Raw genomic sequence first — 21,391 nt, forward strand, 5'->3', positions numbered from 1 at the left:
GCGCCCTACACACCGCCTTATTCTACGGCAATACAAGTATATGACTGCGCCCGTCGCTGTCAACCGCATGATACCAGACCGCTTCGGCGGTCTGTTTTTTCATCCTCACGCTTTCAAGCGCGATGTCGCTGCCGTCGACAGTCAGTCCCGAACCCTCAAACAGAGAATCAGTTCTCATAGTTCCGGCCACGAATCCTACACGCGACGTGCCGTCGAGGTCAATCAGCTCCCGCCGCCCGTCGGCATGGACTTTCACCAATACTCCGGCTCTGTCAAACCGCAGCGTCACACCACGGCCGTCGTAGCGCACCACTCCGTCGGCAAGTTCAGCCGTAAAATCAAAATCCTTGTCTGTCGGACCGGGACGGTCACCGCCGGAAGGCTTTGGAGGTTTCACCTCTTCCTTGCCCCCGTTACCATCCGCCCCTTCTTCCCGCCGTGGAGCGTCATAACCGCGTTCACACCCCTGCGATGCAACCAGCACAATACAGAGAACCATCACTGGCAGCCACTTCACCATCATGCGTCTCAATATTATCTCTCTCCGTCTCATTTCCTTTCCACTTTGATCATGACAATACCTCGCTCACCCGTCGAAGCCGACGAGTAGGCAAACTTATGCGTCCCGGCACCAAGCTCGGCCGGAACGACGAAATCAGACGATACTGGGATTCCGTTGACCGTCCATGCCGCATCCGCAGGAACTTCCGGAGAAAACAGGTCGATGCGCGCGTCGGCCAGAGTATAGACCCCGCGCAACGGCATCGGCTCTCCGTCGACCACAAACTGCTCGTCCCTGTGGATGCCCCACAGATATTCGGCAAGTTCTGGATAGTCCACAAAAGGATTACGGTTGCCCTGCAGGCGCTCTCCGCGCTCGTTTTTCGCAATTTCGTGAACCGACGGTGGATTCGCCCTGTGCCAGTCGAGCAGCAGCGGTATCGCATAGTCCGTAAGCCCCGGATAGGCATATCCGACCATCATCATATACGCACGCTCAGTCCATGTCGCCACATGGTAGACAACAGCCATATACATGAAAGCCCTTGCCAGCTCACCGCGCAATGCCGCAGGAGGGCTGTAAGCCTCGGTCTCCACACCGTAAAGCACCGTCAGCCCTGCGCTCCACAAACCGTTGCTGTATGCCGGTTTCCCGACACTTTCCACCGGTGCAAGGTCACGGCGGTAGCTTCTCACGTCGCCACACAAAGGCACTATGTTGTAGATGTCACCGCTCACAGCCGCCCCGTAGACCTCCCACGAATTTGACCACCATTCAGCCGGAATCAGGCAGCCCCATTCATAGCCATCCGGGAGCGCTCCGGACTTGATTTCGACAGCTGTCCCAGTAAATTCATCGGTCATCCCGAAATTCAGATCATGTCGCTGCACCACGGCCGAAGGACGGCTCGACGAGGCCACCGCCTCAAGCAGCGCCGCCCCCTTTTTACCGTTAAAGGGCACTCCGGCCACCGCAAAGGTGATGGCCGAAGCGCCCGATATCATTATCATGGAGACAAAGCGTCTCATCGTGATTCAGTATTTTTGAGTGAGGTAGAGAGTTTTATTTTGGCCGTCGCCGGGCAATCCCGGCGGCAGTCCCGGTCAGCGACACGGATTATACGTAGCCTCTGACTATGCCGCGCTTGGAGTTGCGGACGAAAAGGATGATTTCATCGCGCTCCTTGGTCGCAGGCAGCTCGGCCTCGATACGCTCGACGGCATCCGAGTTGTTCAGACCCGAGAGATAGAGGTAGCGGTATGTTTCCTGAATATCGCGGATGGTCTCGTTTGAGAAACCGCGGCGGCGCAGACCGATGGAGTTGACTCCGGCGTATGCGATGGGATCGCGTCCGGCCTTGACGTATGGAGGAATATCCTTGTTGACAAGAGCGCCGCCCTGAAGCATCACATGCGGACCGATGTGACAGAACTGATGGATGAGCGCACCGCCGCCGATCACTGCGTAATCGTCGATGACGACCTCGCCGGCACACTGCACGGCATTCGACATAATCACATTGTCGCCAACAACACAGTCATGAGCCACATGGCAGTAGGCCATGATGAGACAGTTGCTTCCAACGACGGTCTTGCCCTTCGAAGCTGTGCCGCGGTGGACAGTGACACATTCGCGGATTACGGTGTTGTCGCCGATTATGGCAACCGAATCCTCGCCTCTGAACTTCAGATCCTGAGGAGGGCCCGAAATCACAGCGCCGGGAAAAATGGTGCAGTTCTTGCCGATCCGCGCACCATCCATGATTGTCACGTTAGAACCGATGCGTGTTCCCTCACCGATTTCAACGTTCTGTTCTATGGTCACAAACGGATCTATCACCACGCTGGGATGAATCTTCGCAGCGGGATGGACGTATGCTAAAGGTTGTTTCATTGCTAAGATTTTATTTGTTCTTGATAATCTGGGCCATGAACTCACACTCGGTGACAATCTTCTCGCCGACGAAAGCATAGCCCTTCATCATGGCGCATCCGCGACGAAGCTCGGTCATGAACGACACGTGGAAAATCAGCGTATCGCCCGGGACTACCTTCTGGCGGAACTTCACATTGTCTATCTTCATGAAATAGGTCGAGTAGCGCTCCGGCTCGTCGAGTCCGCTGAGCACGAGCAGACCGCCGGTCTGCGCCATAGCCTCGATCTGAAGCACTCCGGGCAACACGGGCTCTTGCGGGAAATGTCCTTGGAAGAATGGTTCGTTGACGGTGATGTTCTTCACGCCCACGATATAGTTAGTGCCTTTCTCGATGATTTTGTCAACGAGAAGGAAAGGATAGCGGTGGGGGATGAGCTCGCGGATACGGTTGTTGTCCATCAGCGGCTCTTTATTGGGATTGTAGACGGGTGCCTGTACCTCCTGATGCTTGATTTCGCGACGGATTTTCTTTGCAAAAGTGGTATTGATCGAATGACCCGGACGTGTGGCGATGACACGGCCCTTGAGCGGACGGCCGATGAGTGCGATGTCGCCTATAAGATCGAGAAGCTTATGGCGTGCGGGCTCGTTCTCATTGGTCAGAGGCGCGTCGTTGATATAGCCGAACTCGCTGACATCCTTGCGCGGCACATTCATCAGGTCGGCAAGACGGTCAAGCTCCGACTGTTCCATAGGGGTGTCGTAGATGACAATCGCGTTGTCGAGGTCGCCTCCCTTGATGAGATTACCCTTGACAAGCGGCTCGATTTCGCGCACGAACACGAATGTGCGGCTCGATCCGATTTCCGAAGCGAAATTATCCATCGTGTCGAGAGTCGCAAACTGGTTGTTGAGCACCACGGAATTGAAATCAATCTTCACGTCAGCCGAAAATTCATCATCGGGCAGCACGAGGATCGACGAACCTGTAGCCTCGTCGCGGACTTCGATCTTCGATTTGATATAGAAGAAATCCTTGTCGGCTTTCTGGTCCTGAAGCCCTACGCGGGCAATCTCCTCGCAGTAATAGCGTGCGCTACCGTCGAGGATCGGCATTTCAGGCGCGTTGACCTCGATAAGCACATTGTCGACACCTGCGGCATAGAGAGCAGCCATTGCATGCTCGATTGTAGAGACACGCGCTTCACCCTTAGCGATTACAGTGCCGCGGTTCGTGGCGACAACATTTTCGGCAAGTGCATCAATCTCGGGCTGTCCCTCAAGGTCGACACGCTTGAATTTATAACCGTGGTTGTCGGGCGCAGGCATGAAACGCGCTGTAATCTCAAGGCCGGTGTGCAGCCCCTTGCCGGTGAGCGTAAACTCGCCGTTCAATGTCTTCTGATTCATATATATTTGTTGTATTTTCTTATTTTATCTTCTTCTCAAGCTCCTTTACCCTCTCGTAGAGCGAACCGAGCTTCTTGGCATAGACAAGGCCGCGGGCATATTCACCCATATCCACAGCCGGCGAACCCATCACACGGTCACCCGGCTTCGTCGGCTTGCTGACACCGCTCTGAGCGCCGATCTGAGTCCCGTCGGCAATCGAGATATGTCCGACAAAACCGACCTGACCGCCCACCATACAGTGAGCCCCTATTTTCGCCGAGCCGGCAACTCCGGCCTGCGCGGCCATCACGGTGTGCTCGCCGACCGAACAGTTGTGTGCGATCTGGATAAGATTGTCGAGCTTCACACCCCTGCCGATTCTGGTCGCCCCCATCATCGCACGGTCTATGGTGGTGTTTGCTCCGATTTCAACATCATCCTCGATTTCGACATTGCCAGTCTGGGGAATTTTTTCATACCCCCCGTCGATCGGTGCGAAACCGAATCCGTCAGCGCCGATGACCGCACCCGAATGGATGATGCAACGTTTGCCCACCTTGCAGCCGGCATAGATTTTAACCCCGGCATAAAGCACAGAGCCTTCTCCGACCTCGCAGCCGTCACCGATGTAGACCTGAGGATAAATCTTGACACCCGGAGCGAGCTTCACTCCCTTGCCGATATAGGCAAATGCACCAACGTAGGCATCCTCAGGGACATCGACCCCTTCCGAGATAAACGACGGTGTCTCGATGCCTGCCTTCTCGACCTTCGACATCTGTGTGACCATTTCAAGAAGATGAGCCACGGTCGCATACGGTCATCCACACGTATAAGAGTAGCCTTGACAGGATGCTCAGGCGTGAAATCTTTCTTTACCAACACAACCGATGAGTCGGTCGAATAGATATGATGGGTGTATTTGGGATTTGCCAGAAACGAAAGAGCGCCGCTATGGCCCTCCTCTATTCGCGCAAATGTGCTGACTTTTACGTTTTCATCACCTTCAACAGTTCCGTTGACTATAGCCGCGAGTTGTGACGCAGTAAGCTCCATGTTATGTGACGAGGTTTAATTATCTTGATTAATATAATGTTAGGATGGCCGCTGGCAGTCATTCCCATGCAAAATTACAATAAATTTACGGAACGTCAAACAAATCCATCCAAATATCGGATAAGCCCCTTTAAAAGAGGGCATAAAAAAGCCGAAGCCTGAGACGCAATCTGCATCTCAGGCTTCGGTCGTTTAGAAGGGGCGGTTATCTACTTTCCCACTTTCGCAGTATCATCGACGTGGTGAGGTTTAACTTCTCTGTTCGGAATGGGAAGAGGTGGAGCCCTCACGCTATGGCCACCTTAGTGTCTGCGGTCAGGAACTGTATCCTGCCTTGTAAGGTTAGAAAGAGGCGGTGGAAGCGAAGTGAAGCTACATGAGTAACCTTCTCTTGAACCGGCCACCGAACGATTCCCGAGGCCTTGTTACGTTTGCCAGCGGATGTACGATTCAGCGACTGAAACTGTCCTTCCATCAATGGGAAGGCTATTTTTTGGGATTGCTCCCAAGAAAGGGTTTGGGCGATTAGTACCGCTCGGCTGTGTACGTTACCGTACCTGCACCTGCGGCCTATCTACGTCTTCGTCTTAAACGGCCCTTGTGTGGAGATCTTATCTTGAGGGGGGCTTCGTGCTTAGATGCTTTCAGCACTTATCCTTACCCGACGCGGCTACCCGGCGGTGCTCCTGGCGGAACAACCGGTAAACCGGAGGTCGGTCCAACACGGTCCTCTCGTACTAGTGTCGGGGCCTCGCAAATCTCCCGCGCCCACAACAGATAGAGACCGAACTGTCTCACGACGTTCTGAACCCAGCTCGCGTGCCACTTTAATAGGCGAACAGCCTAACCCTTGGGACCTTCTCCAGCCCCGGATGTGACGAGCCGACATCGAGGTGCCAAACCACTCCGTCGATATGAGCTCTTGGGAGGGATCAGCCTGTTATCCCCGGAGTACCTTTTATCCTTTGAGCGATGGCCCTTCCATACGGAACCACCGGATCACTATGCTCTAGTTTCCTACCTGTTCGACTTGTCTGTCTCTCAGTCAAGCGCGCTTGTGCCATTACACTCTGCGGCCGGTTACCAATCGGCCTGAGCGCACCTTTAGAAGCCTCCGTTACGCTTTTGGAGGCGACCACCCCAGTCAAACTACCCACCAAGCAGTGTCCTCGCCAACGCGAGTTAGAGACCAAATGTGCAAAGGTCAGTATTTCAACGCCGACTCCACGGTGACTGGCGTCACCGCTTCGATGTCTCCTGACTATCCTACACATCGCACACCCGGTCACAGTGCTAAGCTGCAGTAAAGGTTCACGGGGTCTTTTCGTCCCGTTGCGGGTAATCGGCATCTTCACCGATACTACAATTTCACCGAGCTCACGGTTGAGACAGTGTCCGGATCATTACACCATTCGTGCAGGTCGGAACTTACCCGACAAGGAATTTCGCTACCTTAGGACCGTTATAGTTACGGCCGCCGTTTACCGGGGCTTCAATTCAATGCTTCCCTTGCGGTGACATCTCCTCTTAACCTTCCGGCACCGGGCAGGTGTCAGGCTGTATTCTTCATCTTTCAATTTCGCACAGCCCTGTGTTTTTGTTAAACAGTTGCCTGGACCTATTCTCTGCGCCCTCCCCGGAGGGAGGGACCCCTTATCCCGAAGTTACGGGGTCAGTTTGCCTAGTTCCTTAACCGTGAATCTCTCGAGCGCCTTGGTATGTTCTACCCGACCACCTGTGTCGGTTTGGGGTACGGGTCCTGCATGGATTAAGTTTAGCGGATTTTCTCGGGAGCATGGTTACCTCCGCTGTCGGATTGCCTCGGGGGCTCTCCGTACTGTCCCGTTTCAGCACCCCCGGCGGATTTGCCTGCCGGGCGTATACCTACGCGGTTCAACGTGCTATTCCGTCAGCACGCGGGAGTGTCACTTCTCCGTCTCCACATCACTCCATACAGGAGTAACGGAATGTTGACCGTTTCTTCCATCGGGTACGCCTTGCGGCTGCCCCTTAGGTCCCGACTGACTCTGATCCGATTAGCGTTGATCAGAAACCCTTGGTCTTGCGGCGAGGGGGTTTCCCGCCCCCTTTGTCGTTACTTATACCTACATTTGCTTTTCCGGCTCCTCCAGCGCGGCTCGCGCCACGCCTTCAGCGGTTACCGGAATGCTCCCCTACCAATCATGCATTACGCATGATTCCACGTCTTCGGCACCGGACTTATGCCCGATTATTATCCATGCGGGATCACTCGACTAGTGAGCTGTTACGCACTCTTTAAATGAATGGCTGCTTCCAAGCCAACATCCTAGCTGTCCTTGCAATCCCACCTCGTTATTGTCTTCAACTTAGCCCGGATTTGGGGGCCTTGGACGGTGGTCTGAGTTGTTCCTCTCTCGGACGCGGACCTTAGCACCCGCGCCCTCACTCCCGGGGACCGTGCCGTGGCATTCGGAGTTTGTCAGGACTTGATAGGCGGTGAAGCCCTCGCATCCTATCAGTCGCTCTACCTCCACGGTACTGCGCCCGAGGCTGCACCTAAATGCATTTCGGGGAGTACGAGCTATCTCCAAGTTTGATTGGCCTTTCACTCCTACCCTCAGGTCATCCGAAAGCTTTTCAACGCTTACCGGTTCGGTCCTCCAGTGGGTGTTACCCCACCTTCAACCTGCCCAAGGGTAGATCACTTGGTTTCGCGTCTACCGCCGCTGACTGAAGGCGCCTTGTTCAGACTCGCTTTCGCTTCGGCTCCGCACCTGAAGTGCTTAGCCTCGCCAACGACGGTAACTCGTAGGTTCATTATGCAAAAGGCACGCCGTCACTGTACTAAACAGCTCCGACCGCTTGTAGGCACATGATTTCAGGGTCTGTTTCACTCCTCTGTTCGAGGTTCTTTTCACCTTTCCCTCACGGTACTGGTTCGCTATCGGTCTCTCGGTAGTATTTAGCCTTACGGGATGGTCCCCGCGGATTCGGCCAGGATTCCTCGTGTCCCGGCTTACTCAGGTGCCGTCTCTGTCAGCTCTTGCATTTCGCCTACGGGGCTCTCACCCGCTGCGGCCCTCCTTTCCAGAAGGTTCGGCTATGCGCCCGCTGTCCATTCGTCGACGGTCCTACAACCCCGGTCCGCGCCGAAACGCGGCCGGTTTGGGCTCTTGCGCGTTCGCTCGCCACTACTTGCGCAATCATTGGTTTATTTTCTCTTCCTCCGGGTACTGAGATGTTTCAGTTCCCCGGGTTTGCCCCTCCTATATGGGAGGTACCGGCCGAAAGCCGGTGGGTTGCCCCATTCGGACATCTGCGGATCAAGGGATATTTGCTCCTACCCGCAGCTTTTCGCAGCTTATCACGTCCTTCGTCGCCTCCGAGAGCCAAGGCATCCTTCATGTGCCCTTATCTCCTTTCTTTATGACCTTAGTATTTTTCAATCGGTTCGAACATCACTCGGCTCGCTCTCTGAAATCGTCCTGTTGTTGTGACTCGATTCAAAGAAACAGAGTTGCCTCGTGTTTCGCTTGATTTGATTTACTCGTTGTGTTTGCTTCGATTTTGCAAGCTCCATATTTTTTCAATGGAGTCTCGCGTATCTTCGCTTCCAGTATGTCAATGTCCTCTTTCTTGTGTAGTCCCTGGCAGAGTTGAACTGCCGACCTCTACATTATCAGTGTAGCGCTCTAACCAACTGAGCTAAGGGACTGTGCTTAATCCCTTCAGGAAGGACCGCTGTGAATCCGTTTCACGGGATTAATTATGATAGTTGCAACTTCCGAAGCAGTACGGAGTCCGTGAACCCCGCCGGACATTTCCATATCCGTGTGCCAGCCTTCTATATTTCGTCAGACTTTCTTTCAGACCCGGAGACCGCTGTCTCCGCTCCAGAAAGGAGGTGTTCCAGCCGCACCTTCCGGTACGGCTACCTTGTTACGACTTAGCCCCAGTCACCGGTTTTACCTTAGGGCGCTCCTTGCGGTTGCACACTTCAGGCACTCCCGGCTTCCATGGCTTGACGGGCGGTGTGTACAAGGCCCGGGAACGTATTCACCGCGCCGTGGCTGATGCGCGATTACTAGCGAATCCAGCTTCATGGAGTCGGGTTGCAGACTCCAATCCGAACTGAGACAGGCTTTGAAGTTCCGCTCTGCGTCGCCGCATCGCATCTCTCTGTACCTGCCATTGTAACACGTGTGTCGCCCCGGACGTAAGGGCCGTGCTGATTTGACGTCATCCCCGCCTTCCTCACAGCTTGCGCCGGCAGTCTCGCCAGAGTCCCCAACTTTACTTGCTGGTAACTGGCGATGGGGGTTGCGCTCGTTATGGCACTTAAGCCGACACCTCACGGCACGAGCTGACGACAACCATGCAGCACCTCGACGGATGTCCCGTAGGACTGCCTCCTTTCAGAAACATCCATCCGTCGTTTGAGCCCGGGTAAGGTTCCTCGCGTATCATCGAATTAAACCACATGTTCCTCCGCTTGTGCGGGCCCCCGTCAATTCCTTTGAGTTTCACCGTTGCCGGCGTACTCCCCAGGTGGAATACTTAACGCTTTCGCTGTACCACCCAGGCATCATTCTGCCCGGACAGTTAGTATTCATCGTTTACTGCGTGGACTACCAGGGTATCTAATCCTGTTCGATACCCACGCTTTCGTGCATGAGCGTCAGTTGAGCGCCGGTATGCTGCCTTCGCAATCGGAGTTCTGCGTGATATCTATGCATTTCACCGCTACACCACGCATTCCGCATACTTCTCGCTCACTCAAGAACGCCAGTTTCAACGGCACGACGGGGTTGAGCCCCGAAATTTTACCGCTGACTTGACATTCCGCCTGCGCACCCTTTAAACCCAATAAATCCGGATAACGCTCGCATCCTCCGTATTACCGCGGCTGCTGGCACGGAGTTAGCCGATGCTTTTTCTTCAGGTACTCGCAAAGCGCCACACGTGGCGCCCTTTGCTCCCTGACAAAAGAGGTTTACAATCCATAGGACCGTCATCCCTCACGCGACTTGGCTGGTTCAGCCCTGCGGCCATTGACCAATATTCCTCACTGCTGCCTCCCGTAGGAGTCTGGTCCGTGTCTCAGTACCAGTGTGGGGGACCTTCCTCTCAGAACCCCTACGCATCGTCGCCTTGGTGGGCCGTTACCCCGCCAACTAGCTAATGCGACGCATGACCATCCGTAGCCGGAATCGCTTCCTTTAAACCCACGGAGATGCCTCCATGGGTTGTTACGCGGTATTAGACGGAATTTCTTCCGCTTATCCCCCTGCTACGGGCAGGTTTCATACGTGTTACTCACCCGTGCGCCGGTCGCCGGCGGGAGTATTGCTACTCCCCCGCTGCCCCTCGACTTGCATGTGTTAAGCCTGTCGCTAGCGTTCATCCTGAGCCAGGATCAAACTCTTCGTTGTTATCTATCTTTTCTTTTTCTTTTCTATTTCATAATAGAGCAGGAAAGCAGGAAAGACTGTCTGTTCTGTTCTTTATTTTGCCTTCACAGAAACAGCGCCGGATCCTGTCTGACTTATTCGGTTGAACACCGGATTTTCTTCGGAAATTTGACAGAGTTCACTTCTAATTTATGACTCTTGTACTACTTCGTTATTGTTGCAATTATTTCAATGTTCTCTTCGTCGCTTTCTTCGGAAGCGCCCCTCGTGGCGTTTATCGGAAAACTTTGCAAAGGTACGTCTTATTTTCGAAACCTGCAAATCTTTTCGAGATTTTAACATTTGTTTAACATTTCATCGTCGAACAATTCAATGTCTCTCAGCGTTTCAACCTCCAGCCCCTCACCGCTGTGAGGTTTGCTTCTCAAAAGCGAGTGCAAAGGTAGACACTTTCTGTATTACCTCCAAATTTTTCATGGTGTTTTAACAGAATTTTAACACTTTTCCGCAATTTTGCCCCAAAATAGCCCTAAAACGAGCCTTTTTCATGCAAAATCGTCTCTTTTTCATATCCCCTGCCCTATTATCGAAAAAAAGCGCATCAACAAACGGTTTGCTGATGCGCGATAGAAAAACGTTAATTATTTTATCCCTTTATTTTCTCAGAAGGATGTTTATTTGTTAACACGGAAACGCTCCTCTCCTGTCGTGAGGAAAGAAATCACCTGACGGGCGGCCGCGATTCCGGCATTGATATTCGCTTCCGAAGTCTGAGCTCCCATCTTTTTTGGTGTGAAGAACACCCGGTCGCCGAAACGCTCCTTGATTTCCGCAGCACGGTCGGGCGCGACATCGGCGGCATACTTGATATCCGCACGCTCGTCAAGAGCCTTGATGAGACCTTCCTCATCAATCACCTCCTTACGCGCGGTGTTTATAAGAAGACCGCCTTTGGGCATTGACATGATGAGCTCATAACCGATCGACTTGCGTGTTTCAGGAGTAGCAGGGATATGAATGGACACAACCTTGTTGTTGCGATAGAGCTCCTTGACCGAATGCACCGGCGAAACACCGGCATCCTCCATCACATTGTCCGGGCAATAAGGATCAAGAGCAGATACATTCATCTCAAAACCGCGTGCTATGCGGGCAACGTTGCGACCGACCTGACCGAATGCCTGAATGCCGAGCGTCTTGTCTTTGAGTTCAGAACCCGATGTCCCGTTATACATGTTGCGGCACATCATCACCGCAAGACCGAACACAAGCTCGGCCACGGCATTTGAATTCTGCCCCGGAGTGTTCTGGACACATACACCGCGCTCGGTGGCTGCCTCGAGGTCCACATTATCGTAGCCTGCGCCGGCTCTCACCACTACCTTGAGCTTCGGAGCGGCGGCAAGGACTTCGCCATCCACCTTGTCACTGCGGATAATCAGCGCATCCACATCGGCCACCGCTGCGAGAAGATCCTTGCGGTCGGTGTATTTTTCAAGAAGCACGAGTTCTGCCCCGGCCTCCTCGATAACCTTGCGCATTCCGTCGACTGCGACAGCTGCAAAAGGTTTTTCTGTTGCTATAAGGACTTTCATAATCGAATTGTCTTGTATGAATTTATAAATCCTGCGATTAATGAGCCTTTTCGAAATCATTCATCGCGTCGACGAGCGCCTGCACGCTCTCGATAGGCAACGCGTTGTAGAGCGATGCACGGAAACCGCCTACCGAACGGTGCCCCTTGATACCGACAATGCCTCTTGCAGCGCAGAAGTCAACGAAGTCCTTCTCAAGCTCCTTGTATTCGGGAGTCATCACGAAAGTGACATTCATAATCGAGCGGGAATCCGGATCGGTCACTGTGCCGACAAACATCTTTGATGCGTCGATTGCATCATAGAGAAGCTTGGCCTTGGCAACGTCGCGCTTCTCCATCTCCTTCACGCCGCCCATTTCCTTATAATAACGGAGTGTCTGGAGAGCCGAGAACACCGGGAGCACTGGAGGAGTGTTGAACATAGAGCCTTTCTTCACGTGGGTGCGGTAGTCGAGCATGGTGGGAATCACGCGGTCGACGTGGCCGAGAGCGCTTTCCTTGACAATCACAAGCGTAGCGCCGGCCGGGCCGAGGTTCTTCTGTGCGCCGGCATAGATGAGATCATATTTGGATACGTCGACAGGACGCGAGAAAATATCCGACGACATGTCTGCCACGAGAGGCACTTTCACATCGGGATCTGTGCGAAGCTCAGTTCCGTAGATTGTATTATTGGTGGTGATGTGGAAATAGTCGAGATCCTCGGGCACTGTATACCCCTTCGGATAATAGGTATAGTTGGCCTCTTTTGATGAAGCAAGCACTTCTACCTCACCGAAAATCTTGGCTTCCTTGATGGCATTGGCCGCCCATGTGCCGGTGTCGAGATAGCCGGCCTTGGTGCGCAGGAGGTTGAACGGAGCCATGCAGAACTGAAGGCTCGCGCCGCCACCAAGATAAAGCACATGATAACCCTCGGGCACATCAAGGAGTTCCTTGACAAGCGCCTGAGCTTCGTCCATTACAGCAACAAACTCTTTGCCGCGGTGTGAAACCTCAAGGAGAGAGAGACCTGTGTTGGCAAAATTAATGACTGCTTCGGCCGTATTCTTAATGGTGTATTCACTCAGAATCGAAGGGCCGGCGGAAAAATTATGCTTCTTCATATTATATAAATTTGTATGAAAGTTGACATTTACAATTAATGTGATCGGCTACATGAAATGTGCGTCATGCTGGTTCACTGCTTATATTCCGCAAATTTAGCGAATTTTTCATTCGAGCCAACAAAAATTATGAAAATTATGGAAATTTTTCATTAATCCATCTTCGCCGGCTATATTTTATCCTTTGCACATTCCGATCAGCCTCGAACTCAGCTATCCATGACAGCCACCATCCTCATGACTGTAGGCCATGCGTTCATTGTCACATTCCGTCCGTTCATTGACACATGTTTTGACGCTTCGATTTTTAAATTTAACTTTACTCCCGAAGCAAATATCCCGGTCCATCCGACATTAAACATTTTTAATACATAGCCATCCAACTTTATGGCGACTTGAGTGTTTATACGATGTTTTAGTTCTTCCGGTGCAAAAAATAATAATCATCACTAACTGACACAATGACTCTAAACTTTAACGGCAAATCATTAGGCTCGAAAGTATCCACTGGTCTCAAAACCGTAAAAAGCCACACGCCACATACCACTAAAGCTTGGCTCGTAATAATTCTCGCGGGACTCATTGTTGCCGCCGCGATATATTTTTTCACGCGTCCGAAGACACAGTCTGCATCAATCCCTAACGTCGAAGTCGAGACCGTCGGCACGGCTAACGTTAATATATATGGTGAATACGTAGGCAGAATCCGCGCACAGCAGTTCGTCGAAATCCACGCACGTGTCGAAGGCTACCTCGAAAGCATGCTTTTCAAGGAAGGTTCTTATATCGAAAAAGGCCAGACCCTTTTCGTGATTGACCCGCGCCTCTATAAAGCGCATGTCAACAAGGCTCGCGCCCAACTCAACAAGGCACGCGCTCAGGCCCAGAAAGCCGAACGCGACCTCAGCCGAATCAAACCCCTCTATGCCCAGAACGCAGCCTCGCAGCTCGACCTCGACAATGCGACCGCAGCCTACGAAAGCGCTACCGCCGAAGTAATCGTCAGCGAGGCCGATCTCACTCAGGCCGAACTCACCCTTGGCTACACTCGTGTAAGCTCGCCGATTTCAGGATACATCTCCGAGCGCGTCGCCGACATCGGCACTCTCGTCGGCCCGTCAGGAGGCAAATCGCTCCTCGCCACTGTGGTGAAAAGCGATTCCGTAAGAGTCGATTTTTCGATGACGGCTCTCGACTATCTCCGCAGCAAAGACCGCAACGTCAACCTCGGCGATGCCGATGCGAAACGCAAATGGAATTCTTTCGTCACCATCACACTTGCCGACGGCTCGGTCTACCCCCACAAGGGACTTGTCGACTTCGCCGATCCGCAGGTCGACCCGAAGACCGGCACATTCTCCGTACGCGCCGAGATGCCTAACCCCGACCGCAGCCTGCTGCCGGGCGAATTCACAAAAGTGAAAGTCCTCCTCGATGTCCGCGAGAATGCGATTGAAGTCCCGACAAAATCGCTCGTAATAGAAAAAGGTGGCGCCTACGTCTTTGTCGTGCGTCCCGACAGCGTTGTCGAGAAGCGATTTATCGAACTCGGTCCCGAGGTCGGCAACAAGACCATCGTCGAACGCGGCCTTGCCAAAGGCGAGAAACTCGTGGTCGAAGGCTACCATAAGCTTTCCCACGGCATAAAGGTCAATCCTATTCCCGCCCCAAAGAAAAAAGATGAAGAAACTTCGGATGAAACAGCCGATGTAGTGGTCACACAGCAAACTGAAGTCAAGGAGGATTGAACATGAAAAAGAACTTCTTTCTCGAACATCCGGTATTCTCCATCGTAATATCAATCGTGATATTCATCATCGGAGGTATCGGCCTGACCCTCCTGCCTGTCGACCAGTACCCCCAGATTGTTCCGCCTATCGTAAAGATAAGTGCCTCCTATCCCGGCGCTGACGCACAGACCGTCACACAGGCCGTGGCCACCCCGATCGAGCAGGAACTCAACGGCACTCCGGGCATGATCTACATGTCGTCGACAAGCTCCAACTCCGGCGGATTCTCGGCTCTCGTGACTTTCGACATCGACACCGATCCCGAGCTCGCCGCCGTCGACATCCAGAACCGCGTAAAGAAGGCCGAATCACGTCTTCCCGCCGAAGTAGTCCAGAATGGCATATCTGTGTCAAAAGAGACCGCAAGCCGTCTCATGACTATTTCAATCCTGTCCGACGACCCGAAATTTGACGAAATATACCTCAGTAACTACACTACCCTCAACGTTCTCGACCCGATACGCCGTATCCCCGGTGTCGGAAGTGTGAGTAACGTCGGCAGCCGTTATTATGCCATGCAGATATGGGTCGAGCCTGACAAGCTCGCCGACCTCGGACTGACCGTCAAGGACGTGCAGAACGCCCTTAAGGACCAGAACCGCGAATCAGCAGCCGGTGCGCTCGGACAAGCCCCGGCGACAGACATCGACGTGACAATGCCGATCATAGCGCAGGGCCGACTCTCATCGGTCGGCGAATTCGAGGACATCGTGCTCCGCGCCAACCCAGACGGATCGTTCATCCGTCTGCGCGACGTCGCCCGCGTTTCTCTCGAAGCGTCGAGCTATGCCACAGAGAGCGGCATAAACGGAGGAAACGCTGCCGTACTCAACATCAACATGCTCCCCGGCGCTAACGCTATGGAAGTGGCGAAAGCTGTAAAGGCTGAAATGGAAAACATCGCCAAAAACTTCCCTGAAGGCATCAGCTATGAGATTCCGTTCGACATGACTACCTATATCTCGGAGTCTATCCACCATGTCTACCGCACATTCTTCGAGGCTCTTATACTCGTGATTCTCGTGGTGTTCCTATCTCTCCAGAACTGGCGCACCACCCTAATCCCGGTCATTGCCGTCCCGATTTCGCTTGTCGGCACATTTGGAGTCATGCTCATATTCGGATTCTCGCTCAACATGCTCACACTCCTTGGCCTCATACTTGCAATCGGTATCGTGGTTGACGATGCCATCGTCGTGGTCGAGAATGTCGACCGCATCATGAACACCGAGCATCTTTCACCGAAGGAGGCCACAGCCAAGGCTATGGGCAATCTCGGCAGCGCACTCATAGCCATGTCGCTCGTGCTGTGCGCAGTGTTTATCCCTGTGAGCTTCCTGCCGGGAATCACCGGACAGCTCTACCGCCAGTTCACCGTCACCATCGCCGTGTCGGTCATCATCTCGACAATCGTCGCGCTCACTCTCTCGCCCGTCATGTGTGCCAAGCTCCTTAAACCGGCAACCAAGCGCAAGAAAGCCAAAATTTTCCGCCTCATAAACATCTGGCTCAACCGTGGCAACAAGACTTATTGCCGCATGATAGCCCGAACTTTCAACCATCCCAAGCGCATGTATGCGGCTTTCGGTCTAGCTCTTGTTTTCATCTACATGATGAACTCCCTTATGCCCCGCAGCTTCATGTCGCAGGAGGATCAGGGCTACTTCACAGTTGAGCTTGAGCTACCTGAAGGAGCTACCATCGAGCGTAGCCGCGAGGTGACTGACCGCGCCATGAACTATCTGCTTTCCGACCCCGACGTGGCCTATGTGCTCAACGTGACAGGTTCGTCGCCACGTGTCGGCACAAATCCGGCTCACTCGCAGCTGACTGTCATTCTCAAACCGTGGGAGGAACGCTCAACCCACGACATAACCGAAATCCGCTCGCGTATCCACTCCGAGCTTTCGAAATATCCCGAAAGCCGTGCCTATGTATTCTCGCCGTCGATCATACCCGGTCTCGGAAGCTCTGGCGGTTTTGAAATGGTGCTTGAAGCGAGAGCCGACGCGACTTATGCCGATCTGCAGAACGCTGTCGACACCCTGCGCCACTATGCCGCAACCTGTCCCGCCGTGGCCGACATCTCGACATCAATGCAGGCCGATATTCCACAGCTCTATTTTGACGTGGACCGCGACCGTGCGAAGATGCAGGGAATCCCCGTCAGCGACATATTCTCGACCATGAAGGCTTTCACCGGTTCGATCTACGTCAATGACTTCAATATGTTCAACCGCATCTACCGTGTCTACATACAGGCTGACGCCCCTATCGCTCACGACGCGACAATATCAATCTCTTCTTCGTCCGCGGAGCTAACGATGTGATGGTTCCGATCTCATCGCTCGGAACATCACATTTCACCACGGGCCCGGGAACTATCGGCCGATTCAACATGTTCAACTCCGCCACCATATCCGGCGAGGCAGCCCACGGCTACAGCACCGGTCAGGCAATGGACGCGCTTGAAAACATTGTACGCGAACACCTACCCGAAAACATCGGCGTTGAGTGGAGCGGCCTATCCTATCAGCAGAAACACGAGAGCGGAAACACCGGACTCGTGCTCGGACTGGCATTGCTTTTCGTATTCCTTTTCCTCGCCGCTCAGTATGAAAGCTGGAGTGTGCCTCTCGCCGTCATCCTGTCGCTCCCTATAGCGGGAGTCGGAGCATATCTCGGCATCTGGGTGTGCGGACTTGAAAACAACATCTATTTCCAGATAGGTCTGGTGATGCTTGTCGGACTCGTCGCAAAAAATGCCATCCTCATCGTCGAGTTCGCCAAGGAGGAAGTCGACAAGGGTGTCGATGCTGTCCATGCGGCTCTTACAGCGGCGCGTCTCCGTTTCCGCCCGATTGTCATGACCTCGCTGGCGTTCATGCTCGGTCTTCTTCCGCTTCTTTTCGCATCAGGCCCCGGTTCAGCCGCCCGCCGCGACATCGGCACGGGTGTGTTCTTCGGAATGCTCGTCGCCATCACTGTCGGCATAGTTTTCGTGCCATTCTTCTTTGTCGCCATAAATAAGTTGACAAACCGTAGCTCGAAAAAACAGCTTGAAAATACAAATGCCAACTCTGAAAACGCTCAACAATGAAAAAAATAATATTCTTCATAATAGCACTTACAGCCATGACCGGCTGCTCGGGAGTAAAAAATCTCACCCCCGCCGACTCTAAAATGCCGGAAGCCTACATGCCCGGACTGGAGTCCGACTCTGCCTGTGTCGCCGACATGGCTTGGTGGAACTTCTACACCGATTCTACGCTCTGTCACCTCATCCGTCTCACTCTCGACAACAACCGCGATCTGCTCAAGGCTGCCGCACGCGTCGAAGAAGCACGTCAGCTCTATGGTATTGCAAAGGCCAATATGCTGCCTGAAGTGACCGGACTCGCCGGCGCGAACTACGAGACAAACAAATATAACAGCGGTCCGACAACCAAAGACCCCGAATACGACCTCAAACTTACAGTCAACTGGGAAGTAAACCTGTGGGGTTCGCTGTCATGGGCCAAGAAAAGCGGAGCGGCGCGTTTCGCAGCGACGGTCGACGACCTGCATGCCATGCGCATGACACTAATTGCCGACGTGGCCTCGGCCTATTTCCGTCTCGTGGCGCTCGACAATGAGCTTGCAATTGTCCGCCAGACGCTCGCCACCCGCGAAGAGTCACTCGAACAGGCACGCATCCGCTTCGAAGGTGGGCTCACCTCCGAGACGGTCTATCAGCAGGCCAAAGTGGAGTATGCCTCTGCGGCTTCTCTAATTCCGAATATAGAAGGCCAGATTACCGAAGCCCGCAATGCAATCACACTGCTCATGGGCGAATATCCACGCGAAATTCTCGAACGCGGACAGCTTGCACTCAACATAACCCTCCCGGAATCACTTCCGGCCGGACTCCCTTCGACCCTGCTCGAACGCCGTCCCGACCTCCGCGCGGCCGAACGCCGTCTGGCTGCTGCAATGGCCGATGTAGGCGTGAACTATGCCAACCGCTTCCCTAACCTGCGTCTTGCATTCACTCCCGGTTTCGAGAACGACGCTCTGTCGAAATTCTTCGAATCCCCTTTCACCTATTCAATAGGCACTATCACAGGCTCAATTTTTGATTTCGGACGCAAGAAGCGCAAATATCAGGCTTCAATAGCTGTCTATGATCAGGCTCGCTACGACTATGAAAAAGCTGTAATCAACGCATTCACCGAAGTCAACAGCGCCATGTCGACCTACAAACGTGTCAAGGAGACAAGCCGGCTCAAAGTCGAGCTTCGCGATGCGACAGTGAAATACGTTCAGCTTGCCCATCTGCAATATCGGGCGGGAACGCTAAACTACATTGATGTCCTTGACGCGCAACGGCGCTACTTCGATGCCCAGATTGGTGTCAGCAATGCCCTTCGCGACGAATATCTGGCAATTATCAACCTCTACAAAGTCCTCGGCGGCGGCTGGACCACCGACGACGGGCGCACCGACGAAGGATGATCCCCCCAGCCACTGCTACCTCACACCCGACATCCGAACTCTGAAAATCACTCCTTCACCTCTCCTGATTGCCAACGCTGATTCTGGAGGGCGGCCGAACGCATTTCTGCCGGATTGTCGCACGGCTGCCACAGGTCAACATGGCCGAGCCGGTCGGGCATGAACTGCTGCACAACAAAATTACCCGGATAATTATGTGAATACTTATAATCCCGGCCATAGCCCATATCTTTCATCAACGATGTCGGAGCATTGCGCAGATGCAGTGGCACGGGCAGGTCGCCTGTACGCTCAACAAGGTCCATTGCCTTATGGAGAGCCATGTAAGTCGAATTACTCTTCTGCGACAGCGCGAGATAGACCGTACATTCGGCCAACGGAATCTGCCCCTCGGGAAAACCAAGCTTATGAACGGCGTCAAAGGTCGCATTGGCCAGCAGCAACGCATTGGGATTAGCCAGACTTATGTCCTCGGCCGCAAGTATGAGCAGACGGCGCGCGATAAATTCAGGATCCTCACCACCGTGAATCATGCGGGCGAGCCAATAAAGAGCCGCATCAGGGTCTGAGCCGCGCACGCTTTTGATGAAAGCCGAGATGATATCGTAGTGCATCTCACCATTCTTATCATAGGCGGCGGGATTCTCCTGAAGACGGTCGGTCACAACACGGTCATTTATGACCACAGGCTCACCCTGAGGTGTAGACTGTTCAAGCAAATCAAGGATATTCAGCAGTTTACGTGCGTCACCGCCCGCAAACCGGAAAAGCGCCGTAGTCTCCTCGACCTTCACACCATGAGCCATAAGAGTCTCGTCGCCATTGACCGCACGGTCAAGCAGAAGCTCCAGATCCGACTGCTCAAGAGGACGGAGAGTGTAGACCTGTGCACGCGAAAGCAACGGACGTATCACCTCGAACGACGGATTCTCGGTCGTCGCGCCGATAAGAGTCACCACCCCGCTCTCGACAGCGCCGAGCAGACTGTCCTGCTGCGCCTTGCTGAAACGGTGGATTTCATCGATAAACAAAATCGGACGGCCACCTGTAAACATGCTCATGGCATCTGACTTGCACCGTTCGATGACCTCGCGGACATCCCTGACCCCGGCGCTCACAGCCGAAAGAGTATAGAAGGGCACATTGACCGAATTGGCAATGATGCGTGCAAGCGTGGTCTTACCCACTCCCGGAGGCCCCCAGAGGATAAACGACGACACTTTAGCCGACTCAATCATACGACGCACCACCCCGCCCGGCCCGACGAGGTGAAGCTGACCTATATAATCATCAAGTGAGCGCGGACGCATGCGCTCGGCAAGAGGCTGATTCATTCTGGTGTCCAATCATTTTTAAACCACTGTCGTCGTTTCATCCAATCTTCAGCAGCTTTTTTTGAATGTTTACGCAATACTTTAAAGTCTAAATCCAACGGATATATTCTTCCAATATTATAGACTCCCGAAACATCGTACATCCCATGCCAACCATTCTCTGGAAATTCCTTTGTTCCTCCATTAACCATATTCTGAAACTTAGGATTTTTGAGATAATCTCCATCCAATACAAATACTATACTCCAAAAACAACTTTCCATTGCATGTATTGATGGTTCTCGGTCTCTTGTCACTCTATCTCGAATACTAGTTTTACACTGTACACATCCAAAACAAAACTTCTTATTTTGCCTAGTATATATAATATATAAATCAAATATATTTCCTTTTACTTGCTCTTTCAGCCAACTTATATCTCGCGGTTCATTTGATAGCTCCCCAGCTTTTATAAGAGTATTCAAATCTTTTTGAAGTATAAATTCTATAGGATACTTACCCATGGCCAGAGTTGCTAATTCCTTTATCATTTCTTCAAAAGCATGACCACTGGATTTTTTCCAACTTTGATCCGCGCTAATGACATTTTGAATTACATTTAAATCTTTGATACCGGATTTTCTATAAATATGAGCTTCGTATATAGCATGCCATAAAGCAGCAACTTGATTAGGATATATTTTCAGCCCATCAATAATTGTATGCTTTATTGCATATTTCTGAGCCGCAACCTCAAACTCTTTTTGTCTTGATAAATCTTGACTTCCATTACTTGAGAGCTCTGAAAATTTTTTTTCATAAAAAAACTTATATGTATCAAGACAGTAGTCCTTTATTTCTTCGTTCATAAT

The 21,391-nt window shown here is 52.7% G+C and carries 11 protein-coding genes, 1 tRNA gene, 3 rRNA genes and 2 pseudogenes; 4 read left to right on the forward strand and 13 right to left on the reverse strand.

What is annotated here, in order from left to right; all coding sequences use genetic code 11:
• Window positions 1–22: 22 nt before the first annotated feature.
• The 11 genes and pseudogenes from E7747_RS03845 to serC form a co-directional block, all read right to left on the reverse strand.
• The gene (locus E7747_RS03845) at window positions 23–553 is read right to left on the reverse strand and encodes a hypothetical protein (RefSeq protein ID WP_136414221.1); all 531 of its coding nucleotides are present in this window, start codon (window positions 551–553) and stop codon (window positions 23–25) included.
• The gene (locus E7747_RS03850; protein ID WP_168185219.1) at window positions 550–1,512 is read right to left on the reverse strand and encodes an endonuclease; all 963 of its coding nucleotides are present in this window, start codon (window positions 1,510–1,512) and stop codon (window positions 550–552) included. The genes E7747_RS03845 and E7747_RS03850 overlap by 4 nt, the downstream gene beginning before the upstream one ends.
• Before the next feature lie 106 nt (window positions 1,513–1,618).
• Window positions 1,619–2,395, reverse strand: coding sequence for an acyl-ACP--UDP-N-acetylglucosamine O-acyltransferase (lpxA, locus tag E7747_RS03855; protein ID WP_123613972.1), 777 nt, complete (start codon window positions 2,393–2,395; stop codon window positions 1,619–1,621).
• 10 nt (window positions 2,396–2,405) lie between these two features.
• Window positions 2,406–3,788, reverse strand: a complete 1,383-nt coding sequence (locus E7747_RS03860; protein WP_123613971.1) for a bifunctional UDP-3-O-[3-hydroxymyristoyl] N-acetylglucosamine deacetylase/3-hydroxyacyl-ACP dehydratase — start codon at window positions 3,786–3,788, stop codon at window positions 2,406–2,408.
• 19 nt (window positions 3,789–3,807) lie between these two features.
• Window positions 3,808–4,826, reverse strand: a pseudogene (gene lpxD / locus E7747_RS03865) (UDP-3-O-(3-hydroxymyristoyl)glucosamine N-acyltransferase).
• A 196-nt stretch (window positions 4,827–5,022) separates the two neighbouring features.
• Window positions 5,023–5,131: ribosomal RNA gene (gene rrf / locus E7747_RS03870) — 5S ribosomal RNA — on the reverse strand.
• A 200-nt stretch (window positions 5,132–5,331) separates the two neighbouring features.
• A 23S ribosomal RNA gene (locus E7747_RS03875) occupies window positions 5,332–8,233 on the reverse strand.
• A gap of 216 nt (window positions 8,234–8,449) precedes the next feature.
• Window positions 8,450–8,523 (reverse strand) — tRNA-Ile (locus tag E7747_RS03880).
• Between the two features lie 182 nt (window positions 8,524–8,705).
• Window positions 8,706–10,240, reverse strand: a 16S ribosomal RNA gene (locus E7747_RS03885).
• Together the 16S, 23S and 5S rRNA genes with 1 tRNA gene alongside form the textbook arrangement of a ribosomal RNA operon.
• A gap of 653 nt (window positions 10,241–10,893) precedes the next feature.
• Window positions 10,894–11,814 carry an NAD(P)-dependent oxidoreductase gene (locus tag E7747_RS03890; RefSeq protein ID WP_136414225.1) on the reverse strand — a complete coding sequence of 307 codons (921 nt, stop codon included), beginning with the start codon at window positions 11,812–11,814 and terminating at the stop codon, window positions 10,894–10,896.
• 37 nt (window positions 11,815–11,851) lie between these two features.
• On the reverse strand, window positions 11,852–12,922 hold the full coding sequence (gene serC, locus E7747_RS03895) for a 3-phosphoserine/phosphohydroxythreonine transaminase (protein ID WP_123615637.1): 1,071 nt from the start codon (window positions 12,920–12,922) through the stop codon (window positions 11,852–11,854).
• A 219-nt stretch (window positions 12,923–13,141) separates the two neighbouring features.
• On the opposite strand from serC, the gene E7747_RS16875 reads away from it, so the two are divergent.
• The 4 genes and pseudogenes from E7747_RS16875 (at window position 13,142) to E7747_RS03910 (ending at window position 19,206) form a co-directional block, all read left to right on the forward strand.
• On the forward strand, window positions 13,142–13,297 hold the full coding sequence (locus E7747_RS16875; RefSeq protein WP_228449247.1) for a hypothetical protein: 156 nt from the start codon (window positions 13,142–13,144) through the stop codon (window positions 13,295–13,297).
• An 86-nt stretch (window positions 13,298–13,383) separates the two neighbouring features.
• Window positions 13,384–14,670, forward strand: a complete 1,287-nt coding sequence (locus E7747_RS03900) for an efflux RND transporter periplasmic adaptor subunit (protein WP_123615636.1) — start codon at window positions 13,384–13,386, stop codon at window positions 14,668–14,670.
• Between the two features lie 2 nt (window positions 14,671–14,672).
• A pseudogene (locus E7747_RS03905) lies at window positions 14,673–17,812 on the forward strand (efflux RND transporter permease subunit).
• Complete coding sequence (locus E7747_RS03910; RefSeq protein WP_136414227.1) at window positions 17,809–19,206, forward strand: efflux transporter outer membrane subunit; 1,398 nt, start codon at window positions 17,809–17,811, stop codon at window positions 19,204–19,206. The pseudogene E7747_RS03905 and the gene E7747_RS03910 overlap by 4 nt, the downstream one beginning before the upstream one ends.
• Before the next feature lie 47 nt (window positions 19,207–19,253).
• Here E7747_RS03910 and E7747_RS03915 read toward each other — a convergent pair whose 3' ends face one another.
• Together E7747_RS03915 and E7747_RS03920 are read right to left on the reverse strand one after the other, a co-directional pair.
• A complete protein-coding gene (locus E7747_RS03915) occupies window positions 19,254–20,540 on the reverse strand; it encodes a replication-associated recombination protein A (RefSeq protein WP_123615633.1) in 1,287 nt (428 codons plus the stop codon).
• Window positions 20,537–21,388, reverse strand: coding sequence for a BsaWI family type II restriction enzyme (locus E7747_RS03920; RefSeq protein ID WP_136414229.1), 852 nt, complete (start codon window positions 21,386–21,388; stop codon window positions 20,537–20,539). The genes E7747_RS03915 and E7747_RS03920 overlap by 4 nt, the downstream gene beginning before the upstream one ends.
• Between the last annotated feature and the right edge of the window lie 3 nt (window positions 21,389–21,391).

The sequence above is a fragment of the Duncaniella dubosii genome (genome assembly GCF_004803915.1).
Lineage (GTDB): Bacteria > Bacteroidota > Bacteroidia > Bacteroidales > Muribaculaceae > Duncaniella > Duncaniella dubosii.